This is a genomic window from Mesorhizobium sp. WSM4842 (assembly GCF_055901575.1).
The window spans coordinates 1267547-1285492 of record NZ_CM148372.1; the positions used below are offsets into that span (position 1 = coordinate 1267547).

The following is a 17946-nucleotide window of genomic DNA, read 5'->3' on the forward strand; positions in this document are numbered from 1 at the left end:
CCGCGCTAAGCAGCAAACAAACCAAATTGCCTTCTGATTTGAGAAAAACATTCCAAGGATCGCTGGAAAATAGCACTCGACAAAGTCTACTGATTTTATAGAGTAACTGCCGAGACGGAGATCGATATGTCCTATTTCCAGAACGCCCGGACCGCCCGCAAAGACCAAAGACTCGGTTCTGACCAGACTTGGCGGCCGGCCTATGAGGGCGCCTTTGCCTATCTCGTCTTTGCCCTTGCGTTCGTGTTCACCGGGGCAGTCGTCCTGGGCCTTATCCCCTGATCATGGAGCGCCCGAGTCATCGGGTCCTGACTTACAGGGATAGCGATCTGCCGTTGCGCAATATCGGAGTTGAATGAACCCAGTGCCGGTGCGCTTTCGCGCGTGCCCCTGACCCAACGTGATGGAGGAGATGGCAATGCCGATCGAGTTCACGCATGTTCCCGGCAAAACTCACCCTGCCGATTCAACCGTGCCGTTTTTCTACGATTTCGCGGAAACCGCGACAAAGCTGTTGCTGATCGAGGACATCGGTTTTCAGAAGATCGTCGTCGACGATCCGGCCGGGCTGCTGACCAATATGGATATTGCCGCCCGGGCGCTGGACCGCACGTCCTCACTCGAGGTCGTTCTCACGCATTGGGCCGGTGTGATCGAGCCGACGGTGGCGGCACGGCAATTGGCGGCGCTCGACGCAGAAAGCGGCGGGCGGCTGTCGCTCAGGATGCTCAGCGAGCCGCTGAACGACGACGATGCCGAGGCACGGCCGGTCGGCCATACGATCGTCTGGCAGCGGATCGACGAATATCTGGTGCTGCTGAAGCGGCTGTGGTCGAACGATAGGCCGTTCGATCATGAAGGTGCCTTCTACAGCGTCAAGGGCGGCTACGTGCCGCGCAAGGGCCCGCATGGCGCCGACATGACCATCCGCATGGGCGGACAGTCCGGAACGGCCCTCAGGGTCGCCGGGCGGCATGCCGATGTCTTCGAACTGGCGCCGGGTTCGCCCGACGAGATCCGGCAGCTGATAGGGCGGGTGCGCAGTGCCGCCGCCGAGCACGGCCGGGCCGGCAAGCTGCGTTTTGCGCTTCCCGTCCGGATCCGTTCGGAGCACAACGACCCCTGCCAGAAGGCGGTCGAAATTGCCGGACCGCCGGCACAGGTCGCGTTGTCGCTGCTCCCTTATGCGGCGCTGGGAATCGAGGAATTCATGATCGTCGGTGTCGACAGGCCGCGCGAGATCGCGGCGGCGGGCCGCGAAACGATCGCGCTGCTGCGCAATTCGCTGACGCGCCGCGAGGCCGATGTCCCCCAGCCCGGGGCGTTTGCGTCCCGCGCGATCCGGGAAGCACGCGCCGGCGGAACGGCAGCGACTTGTCAGCGTTGACAGCCCCGCTGAAGTCGAACTTTCCTTCATAGCGGTCGAAACTTCCGGCGCCGAGCTCGATCTCGCGGAGGGTCTCCTCGGTCGGGCGGTAGAGCCCTGGGTGGCGACATCGCCGTCGACCGTCCCAAAGGACGCTTTCGACCCGTTCCTGAATGTTGGTCGGGTCGAGAGTGGTGGTCGCCTCCTGCACGACGCGTGGCCGCCAAGCAGCACCGGCAGCGACAGTGCCGCGATCAGCAGGTTTCGGCGCGCAGTCGTTTCGTCTCGAATTCTTCCGCGACCAAAACCAGTCACCATCTCGGCGCGCTCCCCTTTCGAATTTCGAGGTAAATCCGGCGTCACGACATTTTGTTGACTCAAACAGCCATCTTCATTGTTGACTCGTAAACTCATGTTTCATAGTCAACCGGGCGTCGGAGCCGCAAATCGTATTGCCGAAATCCGGATTTCGAAATGCGCGCGCGAAGCTGGAAAGAGGCCGAGACCGTGGCAGGAACTCATGCCCAGACTGCCTTCCAGGTCGAAGCGGTGCGGTTCGCCGTCGGCGAGCGGAACCTGCTCGGTCCTGTTACGCTCGAGCTGCAACGCTCGCGCATCTACGGGCTGATCGTGCACAACGGCTCGGGCAAGTCGACGCTGATCAAGCTCCTGGCGCGCGAGCAGCCGGCAAGCTCGGGAGGCATCACCTTCGCGCGGCGGCCGCAGGCGCAGTGGGGCGCACGCGAACTCGCCCGCGCGCTCGGCCGTTTCGGGCACGAGGACAGGCGCCATGTCGACGAGGCGCTTGTCCTGACCGATATGGCTGACTTCACCGACCGGCTGGTCGACGAATTGTCCGGCGGCGAGCGCCAGCGCGCATGGCTGGCCATGCTGGTGGCGCAGAATGCCGGCGTCATGCTGCTCGACGAGCCGATCTCGGCGCTCGACATCGCCCATCAGGTCGAGGTGCTGGGACTGGTGAGGGATCTTAGCCGCAAACGCGACCTGTGCGTCGTCGTCGTGCTGCACGATCCCAACATGGCGGCGCGCTACTGCGACGAATTGATCGCACTGAAGGACGGCAGGCTGCTGACGCGCGGCACGCCGGACCAGATCATGCAGGGCGAGGTGCTTAGAGGAATTTTCGGTGTCGAGATGGGCGTGTTTGCGCACCCCGTCACCGGCCAGCCCATCGGCTATGTGCAATGAGGCCACTGTGAGAATAAGGAAGAAGCCCTTGTCCAGACATGGTTTGTTCGCGGCGTTGCTCGCATCCGTCATCCTGTCGGCCGGCGGCACTGCCGCCCAGGAGCAATCGGCCGCGGCCCCGGCGATCGAGGCGCCGGCTCCGGCGCCTGGGCAGGCTGCGCCAGACGCCGCCGTGCCACCGGCGACCCAGCCCGGCGTGCCCGCGCCCCCAGAGGCCACGCCTACCGTGACCACGCCTGTCGAAACGGGGCCTTCGACGGCAACCTCCCTGACCCTGCCGCGCGACCTGTCGCCATGGGGCATGTTCATGGCGGCCGACATCGTCGTGAAAGCGGTGATGATCGGGCTGGCCTTTGCGTCCTTCGTCACCTGGACGATATGGCTGGCCAAATCGCTGGAGATCCTTGGCGGCAAGCTGCGTGCCCGCCGCGCGGCACAAGCGATCGGCAATGCCGCGACGTTGAACCAGGCCGGCCGCGCGCTTGGCCATAATAACGGTCCTGGCGCCCTGCTGGTGCGCGCAGCCGAAGAAGAGACAGCGCTTTCGGCCGGCTCGCTCGACCATGTGTCCGGCGACGGGCTGAAGGAACGGGTCACCTCGCGCCTGTCGCGCATCGAGGCGGCGGCGGCGCGGCGCATGTCGCGCGGCACTGGCGTCTTGGCGACGATCGGTTCGACCGCGCCCTTCGTCGGCCTTTTCGGCACCGTCTGGGGCATCATGAACGCCTTCATCGGCATCTCGCAGGCGCAGACCACCAATCTCGCCGTCGTTGCCCCGGGCATTGCGGAAGCCTTGCTGGCCACCGCGATGGGCCTTGTCGCGGCGATCCCGGCGGTGGTCATCTACAATGTCTTCGCGCGATCGATAGCCGGCTACAGGCAGATCCTCGCCGACGCGTCGGCAGGGGTCGAACGGCTGGTCAGCCGGGATCTGGATTTCCGCACGGTCGCGCCGGCAAAGCAGATGGCCGCGGAATGAACACGGAGCGACGCCATGGCGGCTAGAATTCGAGAGAACATCGACGGCGATCTCGAGGAAAACCACGAGATCAACGTCGCGCCGTTCATTGATGTGATCTTGGTCCTGCTGATCATCTTCATGGTCGCGGCGCCGCTGGCGACGGTGGACGTCAATGTCGACCTGCCGGGCTCGACCGCAACGCCGGCTCCCCGGCCGGAGACGCCGTGTTCCTGACGCTGAAAGATGATCTCGGCCTGGCAATCGGCAACGACACCGTGCCGCGCGAAGCCTTCGCCGCCGCGCTGGTCGGCAGGACAAAAGGCGACAGGCAGACGCGCATCTTCCTGCGCGCCGACAAGGCGGTCGGCTATGGCGAGCTGATGGAGGTGATGAACCTTTTGCGGGGCGCCGGCTATCTGAAGATCGCGCTGGTCGGCCTCGAGACCGCGCCCGGCGATGCCGCGGCACCGCAAGTCGGAACGGGCCAATAATGTCGCCGTCGGCCGCCCTGCCGATGGCCGATCAGCGGCGTTTCGGCGTGCGCGAGATTGCCTGGTGGGCGGGCCCGGCTGCACTGGTTCTCGTGGCGCATGCCGCGATCGGCTATGCGATGCAGAGCTGGCGCCCGGCCGAGCCCGATGGCGGGCCGCCGCAGGCGCAGGTGATCGAGTTGGCGCCAATGGCGTTCACGCCGGCCATGCCGGCCCCGCTGACGGAGGAGATAGCGCCCGATCAGCCGGATCCGGTCGAGGAGCCCGAGACAGTCGAAACGGAGCCTCCGCCCGAACCGTCCGTCGAGCGGGCAGAGCCGGTCACCGAGCCGTCGGAAGCCGCTCCGGCCGACACAGTCGAGCCCACCCCGCCGACCGTGGCGGAACGGGTCGACCAGCCGCCGCTCGAGGAGGTCGTGCCCGATGTTGCCGAGGCCGTCACGCCGGAAGTGGTCATCCTGCTGCCGCAGCCGAAACCGGTCGAGATACCCGTCGAGGCCAAGCCAAAGAAGCAGGCAAAGGCCAAGGTGAAGGAGCCGGCTGAGGTCAAAGCCAAGGAGCCGGTCGAAGAGGCCAAAAAGCGTCCGAAAAAGGAGAAAGCCGCACCTCCGCCGAAGAAGACAGTCACCGCCAGTGTCGCTGCGAATCCCGCAGCCAGGGCGGCCGCGCCGAAATCGGCCAAAGCGGCGGCTGCAAAACGCGGCAACTCGCCCAGATGGGACTCTCAATTGCGTGCGTGGATAAGGCGGCACACCGACTATCCGAGGGCCGCGAAGGCCCGGCGCGTGGAAGGTAGTCCGAGCGTGACCTTCACCGTCGACGCGTCCGGCCGGGTCCTATCCGCCCGGCTGGCTCGTTCCTCCGGCGATCCAGACCTCGATAGCGCGGCGCTTAGCACATTGCAGGGTGCCTCAGTGCCCAAGCCGCCGCCGGAACTCGGCTCCCGCATAACCCGCACCGCGCCGTTCACGTTCGCCCTGCGTAATTAGGCGACGCGACCGAGGACCAGGTCCTTCCGATTTCGTAGTCGCCTTTGCAGGGCGCGGACCATTGCAGCCAGCATCCAGCGATAATCTCGACTATCCGTCGTCATCTGTCTGTCATATGCCGGCCATATACATCCATAATTCCGGATTCTAGGATGCATGGATAAGAACACCGCTCTTCTCGCATTGGCAGCGCTTGGCCAGGACACCAGGCTCGAGGTGTTTCGCCTGCTGGTGCGGGCGGGCGCAGACGGTGTGCCTGCCGGCGAGATCGCCGCGCGCCTCGGTACGGTGCAGAACACCATGTCGGCGCATCTGAAGGTTCTCGATCATGCCGGTCTCGTCCGCGCCGAGCGCGACGGCCGGACGATCCGCTACGTCGCCGACATGACCGGTTTTCGCGATCTGCTTGCCTATCTCATGGAGGATTGCTGCAACGGCGCGCCGGAACTCTGCCAGCCGGTCATTCAGGCCGTGACTTGCAACTGTTAGAAGGGAGGACCACCCCATGAATGACCCATACAACGTGCTTTTTCTCTGCACCGGCAATTCGGCACGGTCGATCCTTGCCGAAGCGATCCTCAACCGTGTCGGTGCCGGCAAGTTCAGGGCCTATTCGGCCGGATCGCACCCGAAGGGAGAAGTCCATCCCTACGCACTCCAGCTTTTGAAAACCCTCAACCACGACACGTCCTTCGCCCGTTCGAAGGACTGGCAGGAATTCGCGGCTGCCGGCGCCCCGGAGATGAATTTCGTTTTCACCGTGTGCGACAACGCGGCCAATGAATCCTGCCCGGTCTGGCCGGGACAGCCGATGACGGCGCATTGGGGCGTGCCCGACCCGGCCGCCGTGGACGGCACGAACGCCGAAAAGCACCTGGCCTTTGCCGAAGCCTACCGCATGCTCAACAATCGGATCTCGATCTTCGTCAGCCTGCCGATGAACACGATCGACAAGCTCGCCCTGCAGAAACGGCTGGATGAAATCGGCCGCGATCTACCGAAGGCCGGCTGACCTCATGGCGGCAGACATTCCCCGTCGCATCGTCGCCGAAGCGCTCGGCACGGCAATGCTCGTCGCGACGGTCGTCGGGTCCGGCATCATGGCAGATCGTCTGACGGACGACGTGGGTCTCTCCCTGCTCGGCAACACGTTGCCGACTGGAGCGATTTTGGTGGTGCTGATCACCATACTCGGTCCGATTTCCGGGGCGCATTTCAATCCGGCGGTGACGCTGGTTTTTGCCCTCAGGCGGGAAATCGAAGCGAACGCTGCACTGGCCTATGTGATCGCCCAGATTGTCGGCGGCGTCGCCGGGACGCTGATGGCGCACGCCATGTTCGAACTGCCGATTCTCCAGATCTCGCAAACCGTGCGGACCGGAAACGGACAATGGATTGCGGAGTTGGTGGCGGCCTTCGGCCTGGTCTTCACCATTCTCGCCGGCCTTCGCTTCCGTTCGGATGCGATTCCATGGCTGGTCGGCCTCTACATCACCGCGGCCTATTGGTTCACGGCTTCGACGTCCTTCGCCAATCCAGCGGTCGCGGTCGCCCGCGCTCTTTCCAACACCTTCGCGGGCATCCGGCCGATGGACCTGCCGGCGTTCATCCTCGCCGAGCTCCTGGGGGCGCTGCTTGCCATGGCCTTGGCAGGATGGCTGCTCAGCGAGCCCAAACCAGTCAGACAGATGAGAGCCGCGAAATGACCATCACCATCTATCACAATCCCGACTGCGGCACCTCGCGCAACACGCTCGCCATCATCAGGCAGTCCGGCGAAGAGCCTGATGTGATCGAGTATCTGAAAAACCCGCCGTCGCGCGAACGGCTGGTCGAGCTGATCAAGGCGATGGGGATGACACCGCGCGAATTGCTGCGCGAGAAGGGTACGCCGTACGCCGAACTCAATCTCGGTGACCCCAAATGGACCGACGACGAGATCGTCGATTTCATGCTGGCGCATCCGATCCTGATCAACCGGCCGATTGTCGTCACACCGCTCGGCACCATGCTTGCACGGCCGTCTGAAGCGGTTCTCGACATCCTGCCCAATCCGGAGATCGGGCCGTTCACCAAGGAAGACGGCGAAGTCGTCATCGACGCATCGGGGCGGCGCGTCTGAAGGTATAATGTAGTTCTTCGATAACCTTGGAAATAGCGCTTGACGACACCCGGCAGCGGGCGCTAGCTTATTTCCATGAAACTCGAACAAGCAGCAAAACAGCTCGAGGCACTCGGCAATCCGACGCGGCTCAATCTTTATCGTACGCTGGTGAGGGCAGGTGAGGCCGGGCGACCGGTCGGTTATCTGCAGGAAGCCCTCGGCATCGCTGCGTCGACCCTGTCGCATCATCTCCACCGGCTTATCCTGACCGGCCTGGTCACCCAGGAACGCCAGGCAACGACGCTGATTTGCCGTGCCAATTACCCTGTGATGAACGATCTCCTTGGCTTTCTTGCCGATGAATGTTGTGCCGATGCCGCATGCGGCCCGGCTGTCGGCGAGGCGGCTGCTTAACTCTTTTTTGGCCTATATTTCTATAATCCTAGAAACATAGAAGGTGTGCCATGGTTTCTGAAAACGATCTCCCGGTCGCCATCATCGGCGGCGGACCTGTCGGCCTGGCGGCCGCCGCCCAACTTGTCAGCCGCGGCCTTCCGGTCACAGTTTACGAGGCAGGTTCCGCGGTTGGGTCGAACCTTCTGGACTGGGGCCATGTGCGGGTTTTCACGCCGTGGCGCTATTGTGTTGATGCGGTCGCCCGAAAACTTCTCGAGAGCCACGGCTGGCAAATGCCGGAGCCGGAGGCATTCCCCACCGCCAATGAGATCGTCCACCAGTATCTCGCGCCGCTCGCAAAGCTTTCCGAACTGGCGCCGTCGATCGGGACCAGTGCCCGTGTTGTCGCCATTTCCCGGTGGGGGGCCGACAAGGTGTTGAGCAAGGCGCGGCAGACGCGGCCGTTCATGCTTCTGGTCGAAACGGCGAAAGGCACGCGCCGGGACAGCGCTCGTGCCGTCATCGATGCGTCCGGCACTTGGCAGACGCCGAACCCGCTCGGTGCGGGCGGCTTGCCGGCCGAAGGCGAGAGGGAATTTGGCGACCGCATCGCCTACGGCATCCCGGATGTCCTGGGACGCGACCGTCATCTCTATGCAGGCCGCACGACATTGGTGGTGGGCGCCGGCCATTCCGCCGCCAACGCCTTGCTGGAACTGGACAGGCTCGCGCAAACCGAACCGGGCACCTCGGCACTATGGGTGACGCGCAGCACCGATCTTGTCCGCATCTACGGCGGCGGCGATGCCGATGCCCTGCCGGCGCGGGGCGAGCTTGGTTCCGATGTCCGGCAGCTCGCCGAGAGCGGCCGTGTGCGGCTGGTGACCGGCTTTGCCACGGTTGCCATTCGCGAGGTCGACGGCCGGCTGATTGTCGAAGGCCAGACAAAGGACGGGTTGCGCACGCTCGGCCCCGTCGACAGGATCATCGCCGCGACGGGGCAGCGCCCCGATCTCGCCTTGACCCGGGAGCTGCGGCTGGACCTCGATCCGTGGCTCGAAGGAGTTAAGGCGCTCGGACCGCTCATCGATCCAAATGAACACTCCTGCGGCGATGTCCCACCGCATGGTCATCGCGAACTCAGCCACCCCGAGCCCGATTTCTATACGGTCGGCGTCAAAAGCTATGGCCGGGCGCCAACGTTCCTGCTGCTGACCGGCTATGAACAGGTCCGCTCGGTCGCCGCGGCGCTCGCCGGCGACATGGCTGCCGCCGATGCTGTGCAACTGGTGTTGCCCGAGACCGGCGTCTGCACTGTGCCGGCGTCACTTTCAGGCACGTCATCTCAGGGTTGCTGCGGCGGACCCGCGCCGGCTGCTGTCGATGCCTGTTGTGCCGACGATGCAAAGGCAAAGGCGAGCGGCAAGTCTGGGTGCGGCTGCGGCAGCACGCAAGCGATCGCAGCAGTGCGCAGCGGCGATCTCGAGATTGCCGCCCAATGAGCGACCGGAAAATCCCGGCTGCCGCACTCTGGGCGTTGGGGCTGACGCAGATCATCGGCTACGGCACGCTCTATTACAGTTTTAGCATCCTGGTGCCGTCGATCGCGCTAGAGTTCGCCTGGCCGGAACAATGGGTTTTCGGCGCCTTGTCGGCGTCGCTGCTGGTCGGTGGTCTGTTTGCTCCGACAGCCGGGCGCTGGGCCGATCGTTTCGGCGCCGGCCGGGTGATGACCTTTGGCTCGCTTGCGGCCGCAGCAGCGCTTGTCGCTTGCGCGATAGCACCAGGCCGGGTGAGTTTCGTGGCGGCGCTGATGGTGATGGAGCTGGCGTCCACCTTCGTGCTCTACAGCGCCGCTTTCGTCGCGATCGTCCAGATCGGCGGCGCCAAGGCGCAGCGCAGCATCACCCATCTGACGCTGATCGCCGGCTTCGCCTCCACCCTGTTCTGGCCGCTGACGGCGGCACTGCACGAATACCTGACCTGGCGCGAGGTCTATTTGGTCTTTGCCGGCATCAATGTCGCCATCTGCCTGCCCATCCATGCCTGGCTGGCGCGGCTGTCGCGTCGGGTGGACAAAAACGCTTCGGCGACAGCTGCTGCCATCGGGTCGGCAGGCGGTCCGGTTGCGTTCACCGCGCGCGACCGCAGCAGAGTGTTTCTGCTCATGCTTGGCGGCTTCGCGGTCGAGGGTTTTGTCCTCTCCTCGATCCTCGTTCACATGGTCCCGCTGACGACGGCGCTCGGGCTTGGCTCCGTCGGGCTTGTCGTAACCACGCTGTTTGGCCCGTCCCAGGTGGCGAGCCGGTTGATCAACATGCTGTTCGGCGGCCGGCTGGCACAGACCTGGCTCGCGGTCATCGGCGCGACATTGCTACCGCTCGGCCTTGTCGCCCTGCTGGGGACCACACCATCGGTGCCTGGCGCCATCGCCTTTGTCATCCTGTTTGGATTGGGCTCGGGCCTCGCCAGCATCGTCGGCGGCACGCTGCCCCTGGAACTGTTCGGACGGGAGCGCTACGGCGCCCGGCTCGGCTGGGTGACGGCCGCGCGTCAGTTTTCTTCAGCGCTTGCGCCGTTTGCCCTAGCCATGGCGATGGCAGGCATCGGCGTCCAGCCATCGCTCTGGTTGACTGCTGCGGTCGGCATGCTCGGAATACTGGCTTTCTCGGCAATCGTCCTGATCAGAAGACAGCCTCTTGCGCCCGTGATGCTTACGTCAGCGAACTGACACCGCGCGCAGCGTCGACCTGTGCGCAACCCCGTGCCGCCGGCCATCGGCGCTCGACGGGCTGTAATGCGGTTGATAAGCCCTCTCCTCAAGGAGAGTCGAGACATGACCGTTGCGATCGAGATGGGCCACACGACCGCGGGCGCCCCGGCGGCACTGGATCTTGAGGAGCTGCTGGCGACCCGCCTTTTGGTGCAGGGCAATTCGGGCTCCGGCAAATCCCATCTGCTGCGCCGGCTGCTGGAGCAGAGTGCGCCCTGGGTGCAGCAGACCATCATCGACCCCGAAGGCGACTTCGTGTCGCTGGGCGACTGTTTCGGCCATCTGGTGATCGATGCCGAGGAGCATACCGAGCGCGGCCTGCAGAGCGCCGGCGAGCGGGCGCGCATCCATCGCGTCTCCACGGTGCTCAATCTCGAGGGGCTCGACGCCGAGAACCAGATGCGGCGCGCCGCCGCCTTTCTCGGCGGGCTTTTCGAAGTCGCCCGCGACCACTGGTATCCGATGCTGGTGGTGGTGGACGAGGCGCAGCTGTTCGCGCCGGCAGTGGCGGGCGAGGTCTCGGACGAGGCGCGCAAGCTCTCGCTCGGCGCCATGACCAATTTGATGTGCCGTGGCCGCAAACGCGGCCTGGCCGGCATCATCGCCACCCAGCGACTGGCCAAGCTCGCCAAGAACGTTGCCGCCGAGGCCTCCAATTTCCTCATGGGCCGGACTTTTCTCGACATCGACATGGCGCGCGCCGCCGACCTTCTGGGCATGGAGCGGCGGCAGGCGGAGGCTTTTCGCGACCTGGAGCGTGGGCAATTCATGGCGCTGGGCCCGGCGCTGTCGCGCCGTCCGCTCGGCTTGCGCATCGGCCCGACGGATACAAGTCCGCGCAATGGCACGCCGCGGCTGATGCCGCTGCCGGAAGCGGCACTGGAGGACGCGCGCGCCATCATCCTGGCAGCCCCGCCGCCGGAAACTGTCCGGCCGCAGCGCCGGTCGTCGCCGGACCTGCTCGATCAGCTGATGGCGGCGAAGTCGGCGGCGCTGGAAATCCGCCCCGAACCGGTGGAGCCGCCGATCAGTGCCGAGGATCTGGCGGAGCGGCGTGAGCGCGTCGACCGCGTGCTGCGCGCCGTGCTGGCGCAGCCCGATGCGGGGTTCCGTGTCATCGGCGTGCTCTATCAGGAGTTCGTGGTCCGCTGCCGCATAGAAGGCCTCGCCTCGGTCGTGCCGGATCTGCCCGAATTCCGCCGCATGCTGACACGCGCCCGCGCCGGCCTCGGCTCCGATATGGCAGGCGATGACGCGTGGCAGGATGTCTCGGTGCGCGCCTCCCTTCTGCCCGAGGATATGCAGGGCGTGTTCATGATGATCGCCCGCGCGGCCAAGGAAGGCTGGCCCTGCCCGAGCGACGCGGCGATTGCCCGCGCCTACGGCTCGCACTCGCTGCGCCGCGCCCGGCGCCTGCTGACCTATATCGAGGAGCAGGGCCTGATCGTGTGTCAGCTTGACGGTCTCGGCCGGCGGGTCGTGACGCTCGTCGAATTGGCCTGGGCAACGGCACCCGGCGACCCCAACGTCGAGGAGGCGGAGCAGGGCAGTTTGGCTGTGTGAGGCGGCGGCCGAGCGCGCAAGGGGAATGCCACGCATAAAGTCGAGGTATGGCTAAGCGGCAGGTACAGCGGCGAGTCTTTTTTTGCGCAGATAGGGCCTCGCTGGCCCGCCACAACTCTTCTGCCCGGTCTTCATCATACGACGACGATTGGCGCGACGCAGATCCGCCTATTGTAAGTTGTTCGACGCTACAGCACTCCCTCCTGCCGACGGCGCTTTACATATCTTCTAAATTACCCGCGCGTCGGTTTGCCAATGAAGAGATCAGCCCCGATCAACTGACGAAGGATAAGAAATACGGCAGGACTGTAGCGCAAATAGCCGCCGAAACTACGGCTACCGCCGCCGATTACCCCCTCGGTTCGTTCTGTTGACATCTCCTGCTTCTGGAGAGATGGTAAGATACTACGCGGCGGCTGTTTTCCGAAGATTTATTCTGCAGCTTCATCAAAGGATTTGGCAATGCGTTTGTCTCGATCGCGCCGACTTATGGCCATCGCTTTGACGGCAATCGCAGCCGTCACCCTTCCCTCTTATGGACATGCCGAGGACAAGCTGCTGACGGAAGCGGTGCAGTTCAACGGTACAATCCTGTATCTCTCCACCGAGGTGCCTGGCCTGATCTTCGGCGCGGTGCGCAACGGCGAGACGGCCTTGGCCGGTTTCGGCAAGATTGCCGACGGGAGTGAAAAGGTGCCCAACGGCGACACAATGTTCCGCATCGCGTCCGTGAGCAAAGTGTTCTGCGGCAGTGTGCTTTCCTCGCTGGCGATCGACGGCAAGGTACAGCTCACCGACCGGCTGCAGGATCGCCTTGGCTGGGACGTCCCGCTCCCTGAGAAAGATGGCCACGCCCTCCGCCTGATCGATCTCGTCGCGCAAGCTTCCGGCCTTCCGCGGGAGGTGCCAGTGGCCGAGGCGCCCCCCTCCGACCCCTTCTCTACGAACACCAAAGAGGCGCAGATTGCCGCCCTCAAGGACAATCCGCTGCTGTTCACGCCGGGTACCGCCGTTCTCTATTCGAACTTCGGATACGACCTCCTTGGAGCGGCGCTCGCGAATGTCTCTGGAAAGCCTTATGCCGAGGTCCTTCGGGAGCGTGTCCTCGATCCCCTCGGCATGAAAGACACGGTTTTCAACCCAAGGCCGGACGACGAGCCGCGCCTGATGCAGGGCCATAACTTCGACGGCAGCCCCATGCCAATCGTGCCGACGAGCACAGCCATGGAATGCGCCGGTGGATTGTACTCGACCGCGGCCGACCTGCTGCGCTGGATGAACTGGCATGTCGACAACAAGCCTTCCGCGGCCGACGCCGAGTTCCGCCTCGTGAACCACGCGGCTTTTTTGTACCGGGACGGGCTCGCGTCGGTGGTGGGGCTGGATGACGGCGGCCCGATGGACGCCATGGGTCTCGGATGGGTCATCATGCTCCCCAACGAGCATCGCCCGCTCATCCTCCAGAAGAGCGGCGGCCTGCAAGGGATGTTTCTCTATGTTGCGATTGCACCGACACGCGGCGTCGGCGCTTTCTTCGTCATGAACGAATTCAATGCCGCCGGCTTCATGGCTGGGGTCAAGACGACGAACGATCTCGTCGCAGAGATCGCTCCACGCTGATTTCCGCGCTGATCGGGGGAACGTGCGCGATGATTAATGCTGTGGAGGGGCCTGACGGACGGCATGTTTCGCGGCAAGGCAAGCGCGACATCGGCTATTTCCGGCCGACCGCTTAGCTATCCCTCCTGAGGACGACCTGCGCCTCGCTGCTGCCCGAGGATATGCAAGGTGTGTTCATGATGATCGCCCGCGCGGCCAAGGAAGGCTGGTCCTGCCCCAGCGACGCGGCGATTGCCCCGCGCCTATGGTTCGCACTCGCTGCGCCGCGCCCGGCGCCTGCTGACCTATATCTAGGAGCAGGGGCTGATCGTATGCCAGCTTGACGGGGTCGGGAGGCGGACAGTGACGCTGGTGGAATTGGCCTGGGCGACGGCGCCGGGGGATCCTAATGCGGAGGAGGTGGCGCAGGGGAGCTTGGCTGTGTGAGGGCTGATGCAGTTTGGGCGAAAGCTGACGTCGCTCAAAAATCAGAAAAGCGCCAAGAGCGGTCATTGTGCTACTCAGACGTCGCGTTTGGGGCCGAGCGGACTGGCAGCTTCAGGCTGCGGATCTTCAAGAGCGGACGTTCATGTCGGCGTGAGCATCGTCATAACCTGACCGAACCGGACCTCTCGGCCGGACTGCACGATGGTCAGCTTAGTGTGGAAAGCTGCCTTCTGTCCCACCCAACGAGCAAGTTGCACCAAAAAAAGCGGGGCTGCGCTCGGCAACATCTTTGCGGGCGAACGTGACAGCCGTAATGATGGGGCGCGTCTTCAACCTCTCGCGACAGCGGCTTACTTGCTTGTCGCGCTGGACGCCGCCGTTCCTGATCGGTACAATTTGTGGGTAAGAAGTGTGAAGTACCTTCTCCTCTCGTGGCAGTCCTGGGCGGTGCTCTCGGCTGCTTCCCCGCTCTGACCGCTATTTTCGCCAAGGTCGGAGTGGAGAACGTTAGCTCGGACTTCGCCACCTTCATCCGTACCATTGTTATTCTGTTAGTCCTTGGGACGATCTTTGCGGCCACCAACAGTTCCAGCCGCTTAGCTCTATTTCGAGCAGGACCTACCTGTCCTCGGCCTGTCGGGGCTTGCTGCAGGTGCGTCGTGGATTTGCTATTTCCGTGCGCTTCAATTGGGAGATGCGGCACGCGTTGCCCCTATCGACAAACTGAGCGTCGTGCTCGTGGCGATGTTCGGAGTGACATTCCTCAAGGAGCACTCGTCGTTGTCGAATTGGGTAGGTGTTATATTGATCGCAACAGGCGCGGTTCTAGTGGGTTACAAAGGCTAAATGGTAGGCAAGTTGGCGACGGCGGATTGCCTCGACCTTGGGATTAGAATAGCCAGAAATAGGTTGGCAGATAACCAATCACCTGGAGGTATTCGATGCCTTCGATGGCTGGAAAGACCGCGAGAAAATAGAGAGCATCGAAGAATGTGCTTCTTAGCGCTTTCGTGGAGAACGTGTGCTGATGCTCGTCGTGATAAAGCCATAGTTTGGGCCAGAACCGTGGTGTTCTGGCCGCATACGCCTCGTATTTCGGGCCAAACTTTCCCAGAAGAAACGCCTCTTCCTTTCTAGCGGTCATCCCGAAAACCGCGTAGGTGCACACTCCGAGAACGACGGCAACGATGATCGACCCGAACATGAGGCCGATGCCGAATGCTCCAATCATCGAAAACAGATACAGGGGATTGCGAGTGATCGAGTATGGCCCGTTTACCGCCAACTCGGTGTTCTTCCGGCCCCCGACATATAGGATGCTCCACAATCTTCCGAATATGCAGACGAGGATCAGGACAAAGCCTGTCATCTCGATAAGTTCATGAAGGGTCGATGCTTCGTCCCAGCCTGGTCGAGAGAACAACAGCGATCCGATCGCCGCGATGCTCAAGCCCTGGACGACAAGAAGTCTCTTTCGCTGATTGAAAGGTTGCGGGGCAATTGAAGCGGACATCATGGTTCCTTTGACAGAGGCCTTTTTGGCGCTCGCGCCAAGCATCCGGTTCATTTTCGGGAGAGGCGCCGCAAGTTTAGGGCCAATGACCGCGGAGCAAGCGGCGCCGGCCCATGCGGCCCTATTCCTTACTATTAATCAGAACTTCACGCGCCGTGCTGCGCTTGTAGCGCTTGCAGGTGACTCCTTCCAGCCGATGGGCAAGGGCGCGGCCAGGGAGACCGCGCCCCGCCCGCGCGTCAGACGAAGAAGAAATCGGAGGCATTGATCAGCGCGGAGTCGAAATTGGCGATCTCTACGGTTCCCTCCGCGAAGCTCAGCACGGTCGAATGTCCGTCCTGCGTGACGGCGACGTCCTCGAAGCTCTCGACGCCCGTATAGGTCGCGATCTCGATGCGATCGGCGCCGTTCTCGAAGCCCCGGATCAGGTCACTGCCGAAAGGTATCAGGTTGAAGACAAAGACATCCTCGGCGCCGGCCTCGCCAAAGAGGGTATCGTCGTCCGCGCCGCCGGACATCCGCGCACCGTCGCCGCCGGCCTGGAGCCGGTCGTCGCCTTCACCGCCCTTGAGCTCGTCGAAGCCATCGCCGCCGCAGAGCCGGTCGTTACCCTCGCCACCTGCGAGTTCGTCATCGCCCGCATCGCCCTGGATTCTGTCGCGACCCTCGTCGCCATCGATCTCGTCGTCGCCCTCGTCGCCGAACAGCCGGTCGTGCCCCTCCTCGCCGGAGATCTCGTCATCGCCGGCGCCGCCATAGGCACGATCGTTGCCGTCGCCGGCCTCGATCTGGTCGCCGCCGCCGCTACCACGGATCACGTCATTGCCGTCGAGCGCGATGAGCTGATCGTCCTCATCGGTTCCGACGAGCCGATCCGGGCCGTCCGTGCCGACCCGCCGGCTGATGCCGGTTGCTTCAACCAGGGCATTGACTGTCTCGCCGCTGAGCGGCGCATCGCTAACGGCAACGAAAGCATCGTCGAAATCGCCGTCGAAGTCCTCGGTGCTGGCCAGGCCATCCTCGAAGCTCACCACCTCGACCCCGGCGAGGCCGTCGTCGATATCGCTTGCAAGGGCGTTCTCGCCGGCCACCGGGTTCAGGAAGTTGAAGCCGTCGCGGTTGCCGACCGAATGGAACGCCCGGATCGGCAGCAGGTTGCCGTCGGCATCGGTGACGACCGGCGCCACCCGGTCGTAGATGGTGGCCGGGCCAGGCGTGTAGGTCGTCGCGTCGTCGCCGTCGTAAACGTCGGCGACATCGCCCGAGGTGAAGTTGCGGAAGAAGAGGCCGCCGTCTGCGTAGTCCTCGAGCTCGAGGCCGAGTTCCTCGACATCCGGGATGAGGAACAGGCCGAGCGACTGCCCGGCCGCGACTGCCATCGTCGCCTGGGCGCCCGCCTTCACGTCCTCGGTGTCGGCGAAGAGGATGCGCGCCTCGCCAATTTCGCCCGTCGCGGTGTCGAAAGTGTAGGCGCCGATCGCGCCGTTGGTGCTCGCGTCCTCGCTGATGAAGGTGATGGTCTTGGCAGCGCCGTCTCCCGCGAAGGCGAGCTCCGTCGGATCGACGGGGGCGGAAACGTCGACCTCGCGCCTGTTCGTGATCTCGATGACGAGCTCGGGCTCGTCCTCCGGGAACACGACCTCCTCCTCCAACACCAGGCCGATGCCGGGCGCGAAGTACTTGTAGGCGCCCACGCCGGGCTCCAGGCCCGAAGTGTCGAGGATCTTGACGACACCGTGAAAGGAGCCGAAGTCGGTCTCGACGTCGAGGCCTGTCGCGATCACCTTGCCTTCATCCTCCGCCACTCCGGCGTAGAACTCCTGAAAATAGCTGTCGCCCGGCATCGGTGCTGCGCGCATGATCCAGCCCGGCGCGGCGCCGTCGACGCCTGCCTCCCACGATCCGCCGAAGTCGGTCCCGATGAACTCGCCCTCGTCGTTGTAGTTGTAGTTCGTCGCGATCTCGCCCAGATACCAGACATTGCCGTCATCGGCCTGCGCGTACCAGTCGAGCGTGTCCTCGACGAGAACGCCGTCAGCATAGGCCGTATCGCGGACGACGATCGTCTCGACGCCCTCGATGATCTTCGTTTCGAACGTGGCGAAGTGATCGTTGCGCTCCGTCTCCTCCTCGCCGGTCTCGGGATCGATGAGCGCGGCGCCGTAGCTGTTGATGGTGCCGCCGGGCAGCGGAAAGAACGTGTTGTCGATATTCGTGGAATTGCCGAACGTGGCGGCGGCGAAGTCGGGTAAAATGGCCATGGGAATGTCCTCCGAGGTGGATCGCGTCGCGGGCGCGTCCGCGGCCGGACGCTCGCCGCAGTCCCCAGCATGGCTTGGCTCCCGCCTCACGGGAATCCGGCAGGCGTGACGGGTAAAAAGACTCAGCCTTTCAAAGCCCTAGACGGCACATCCTACGGATGTGAGTGCCCTGCCGGCGGCAGTTAGCATGACAGCTTTCCCGGTCACGGACTGCAGTCGAGTATCTGAGGGCGTGAAGCCTTGAAGCTGGCCAGCGGCGGACCAAAACGAGGGA

At 63.8% G+C, this 17946-nt stretch carries 16 protein-coding genes and 3 pseudogenes; 17 read left to right on the top strand and 2 right to left on the bottom strand.

The window, feature by feature from the left end; all coding sequences use genetic code 11:
• Positions 1–126: 126 nt before the first annotated feature.
• The 17 genes and pseudogenes from AC0NIE_RS05945 to AC0NIE_RS06025 all read left to right on the top strand — a co-directional run bounded on the left by AC0NIE_RS05945 (position 127) and on the right by AC0NIE_RS06025 (position 14744).
• A complete protein-coding gene (locus AC0NIE_RS05945) occupies positions 127–282 on the top strand; it encodes a hypothetical protein (protein WP_473485856.1) in 156 nt (51 codons plus the stop codon).
• 136 nt (positions 283–418) lie between these two features.
• Positions 419–1387, top strand: a complete 969-nt coding sequence (locus tag AC0NIE_RS05950; RefSeq protein ID WP_473485855.1) for an LLM class flavin-dependent oxidoreductase — start codon at positions 419–421, stop codon at positions 1385–1387.
• A 453-nt stretch (positions 1388–1840) separates the two neighbouring features.
• Positions 1841–2575, top strand: a complete 735-nt coding sequence (locus AC0NIE_RS05955) for an ATP-binding cassette domain-containing protein (protein ID WP_473485854.1) — start codon at positions 1841–1843, stop codon at positions 2573–2575.
• 28 nt (positions 2576–2603) lie between these two features.
• A complete protein-coding gene (exbB, locus tag AC0NIE_RS05960; RefSeq protein WP_473485853.1) occupies positions 2604–3554 on the top strand; it encodes a tonB-system energizer ExbB in 951 nt (316 codons plus the stop codon).
• A 15-nt stretch (positions 3555–3569) separates the two neighbouring features.
• Positions 3570–4027: pseudogene (gene exbD / locus AC0NIE_RS05965) on the top strand (TonB system transport protein ExbD).
• Positions 4027–5016, top strand: a complete 990-nt coding sequence (locus AC0NIE_RS05970) for an energy transducer TonB family protein (protein ID WP_473485852.1) — start codon at positions 4027–4029, stop codon at positions 5014–5016. The pseudogene exbD and the gene AC0NIE_RS05970 overlap by 1 nt, the downstream one beginning before the upstream one ends.
• Before the next feature lie 156 nt (positions 5017–5172).
• Positions 5173–5505: an ArsR/SmtB family transcription factor gene (locus tag AC0NIE_RS05975; RefSeq protein ID WP_258121464.1), complete on the top strand. Its 333-nt coding sequence runs from the start codon at positions 5173–5175 to the stop codon at positions 5503–5505.
• Between the two features lie 16 nt (positions 5506–5521).
• Positions 5522–6028 (top strand): arsenate reductase ArsC, encoded by a 507-nt coding sequence (locus AC0NIE_RS05980; protein ID WP_473485851.1) that lies wholly within the window; start codon positions 5522–5524, stop codon positions 6026–6028.
• A gap of 4 nt (positions 6029–6032) precedes the next feature.
• The gene (locus AC0NIE_RS05985) at positions 6033–6722 is read left to right on the top strand and encodes an aquaporin (RefSeq protein WP_473486004.1); all 690 of its coding nucleotides are present in this window, start codon (positions 6033–6035) and stop codon (positions 6720–6722) included.
• On the top strand, positions 6719–7138 hold the full coding sequence (gene arsC, locus AC0NIE_RS05990; RefSeq protein ID WP_473485850.1) for an arsenate reductase (glutaredoxin): 420 nt from the start codon (positions 6719–6721) through the stop codon (positions 7136–7138). Before AC0NIE_RS05985 ends, arsC begins: the two co-directional genes overlap by 4 nt.
• A 75-nt stretch (positions 7139–7213) precedes the next feature.
• Positions 7214–7534, top strand: a complete 321-nt coding sequence (locus AC0NIE_RS05995; protein ID WP_123148885.1) for an ArsR/SmtB family transcription factor — start codon at positions 7214–7216, stop codon at positions 7532–7534.
• Positions 7535–7584: 50 nt separating this feature from the next.
• Positions 7585–9018, top strand: a complete 1434-nt coding sequence (locus tag AC0NIE_RS06000; RefSeq protein ID WP_473485849.1) for an NAD(P)-binding domain-containing protein — start codon at positions 7585–7587, stop codon at positions 9016–9018.
• A complete protein-coding gene (gene arsK, locus AC0NIE_RS06005) occupies positions 9015–10247 on the top strand; it encodes an arsenite efflux MFS transporter ArsK (RefSeq protein ID WP_473485848.1) in 1233 nt (410 codons plus the stop codon). Before AC0NIE_RS06000 ends, arsK begins: the two co-directional genes overlap by 4 nt.
• A 105-nt stretch (positions 10248–10352) precedes the next feature.
• Entirely contained in the window at positions 10353–11852 is a 1500-nt protein-coding gene (locus tag AC0NIE_RS06010) for a helicase HerA domain-containing protein (protein ID WP_473485847.1), read from the top strand.
• A gap of 489 nt (positions 11853–12341) precedes the next feature.
• Positions 12342–13472: a D-alanyl-D-alanine-carboxypeptidase/endopeptidase AmpH gene (gene ampH / locus AC0NIE_RS06015; RefSeq protein ID WP_473485846.1), complete on the top strand. Its 1131-nt coding sequence runs from the start codon at positions 12342–12344 to the stop codon at positions 13470–13472.
• 140 nt (positions 13473–13612) lie between these two features.
• Positions 13613–13898 (top strand): annotated as a pseudogene (locus AC0NIE_RS06020) (ATP-binding protein); the annotation flags it as partial.
• A gap of 411 nt (positions 13899–14309) precedes the next feature.
• Positions 14310–14744: pseudogene (locus AC0NIE_RS06025) on the top strand (EamA family transporter).
• A 43-nt stretch (positions 14745–14787) separates the two neighbouring features.
• Here AC0NIE_RS06025 and AC0NIE_RS06030 read toward each other — a convergent pair.
• Together AC0NIE_RS06030 and AC0NIE_RS06035 are read right to left on the bottom strand one after the other, a co-directional pair.
• Positions 14788–15465 carry a methyltransferase family protein gene (locus AC0NIE_RS06030; protein WP_244602857.1) on the bottom strand — a complete coding sequence of 226 codons (678 nt, stop codon included), beginning with the start codon at positions 15463–15465 and terminating at the stop codon, positions 14788–14790.
• A 185-nt stretch (positions 15466–15650) separates the two neighbouring features.
• Entirely contained in the window at positions 15651–17672 is a 2022-nt protein-coding gene (locus AC0NIE_RS06035; RefSeq protein ID WP_473485845.1) for a hypothetical protein, read from the bottom strand.
• Positions 17673–17946 lie beyond the last annotated feature (274 nt).

Bases quoted from the DNA above. Each gene is read 5' to 3' on its own strand.
- AC0NIE_RS05955 (WP_473485854.1), top strand. From the start codon at position 1,841: ATGCGCGCGCGAAGCTGGAAAGAGGCCGAGACCGTGGCAGGAACTCAT.
- arsK (WP_473485848.1), top strand. From the start codon at position 9,015: ATGAGCGACCGGAAAATCCCGGCTGCCGCACTCTGGGCGTTGGGGCTG.
- AC0NIE_RS05970 (WP_473485852.1), top strand. From the start codon at position 4,027: ATGTCGCCGTCGGCCGCCCTGCCGATGGCCGATCAGCGGCGTTTCGGC.
- AC0NIE_RS05975 (WP_258121464.1), top strand. From the start codon at position 5,173: ATGGATAAGAACACCGCTCTTCTCGCATTGGCAGCGCTTGGCCAGGAC.
- AC0NIE_RS05945 (WP_473485856.1), top strand. From the start codon at position 127: ATGTCCTATTTCCAGAACGCCCGGACCGCCCGCAAAGACCAAAGACTC.
- AC0NIE_RS05985 (WP_473486004.1), top strand. From the start codon at position 6,033: ATGGCGGCAGACATTCCCCGTCGCATCGTCGCCGAAGCGCTCGGCACG.
- AC0NIE_RS06000 (WP_473485849.1), top strand. From the start codon at position 7,585: ATGGTTTCTGAAAACGATCTCCCGGTCGCCATCATCGGCGGCGGACCT.
- AC0NIE_RS06030 (WP_244602857.1), bottom strand. From the start codon at position 15,465: ATGAACCGGATGCTTGGCGCGAGCGCCAAAAAGGCCTCTGTCAAAGGA.
- AC0NIE_RS05950 (WP_473485855.1), top strand. From the start codon at position 419: ATGCCGATCGAGTTCACGCATGTTCCCGGCAAAACTCACCCTGCCGAT.
- arsC (WP_473485850.1), top strand. From the start codon at position 6,719: ATGACCATCACCATCTATCACAATCCCGACTGCGGCACCTCGCGCAAC.
- AC0NIE_RS06010 (WP_473485847.1), top strand. From the start codon at position 10,353: ATGACCGTTGCGATCGAGATGGGCCACACGACCGCGGGCGCCCCGGCG.
- AC0NIE_RS05995 (WP_123148885.1), top strand. From the start codon at position 7,214: ATGAAACTCGAACAAGCAGCAAAACAGCTCGAGGCACTCGGCAATCCG.
- ampH (WP_473485846.1), top strand. From the start codon at position 12,342: ATGGCCATCGCTTTGACGGCAATCGCAGCCGTCACCCTTCCCTCTTAT.
- AC0NIE_RS05980 (WP_473485851.1), top strand. From the start codon at position 5,522: ATGAATGACCCATACAACGTGCTTTTTCTCTGCACCGGCAATTCGGCA.
- AC0NIE_RS06035 (WP_473485845.1), bottom strand. From the start codon at position 17,672: ATGGCCATTTTACCCGACTTCGCCGCCGCCACGTTCGGCAATTCCACG.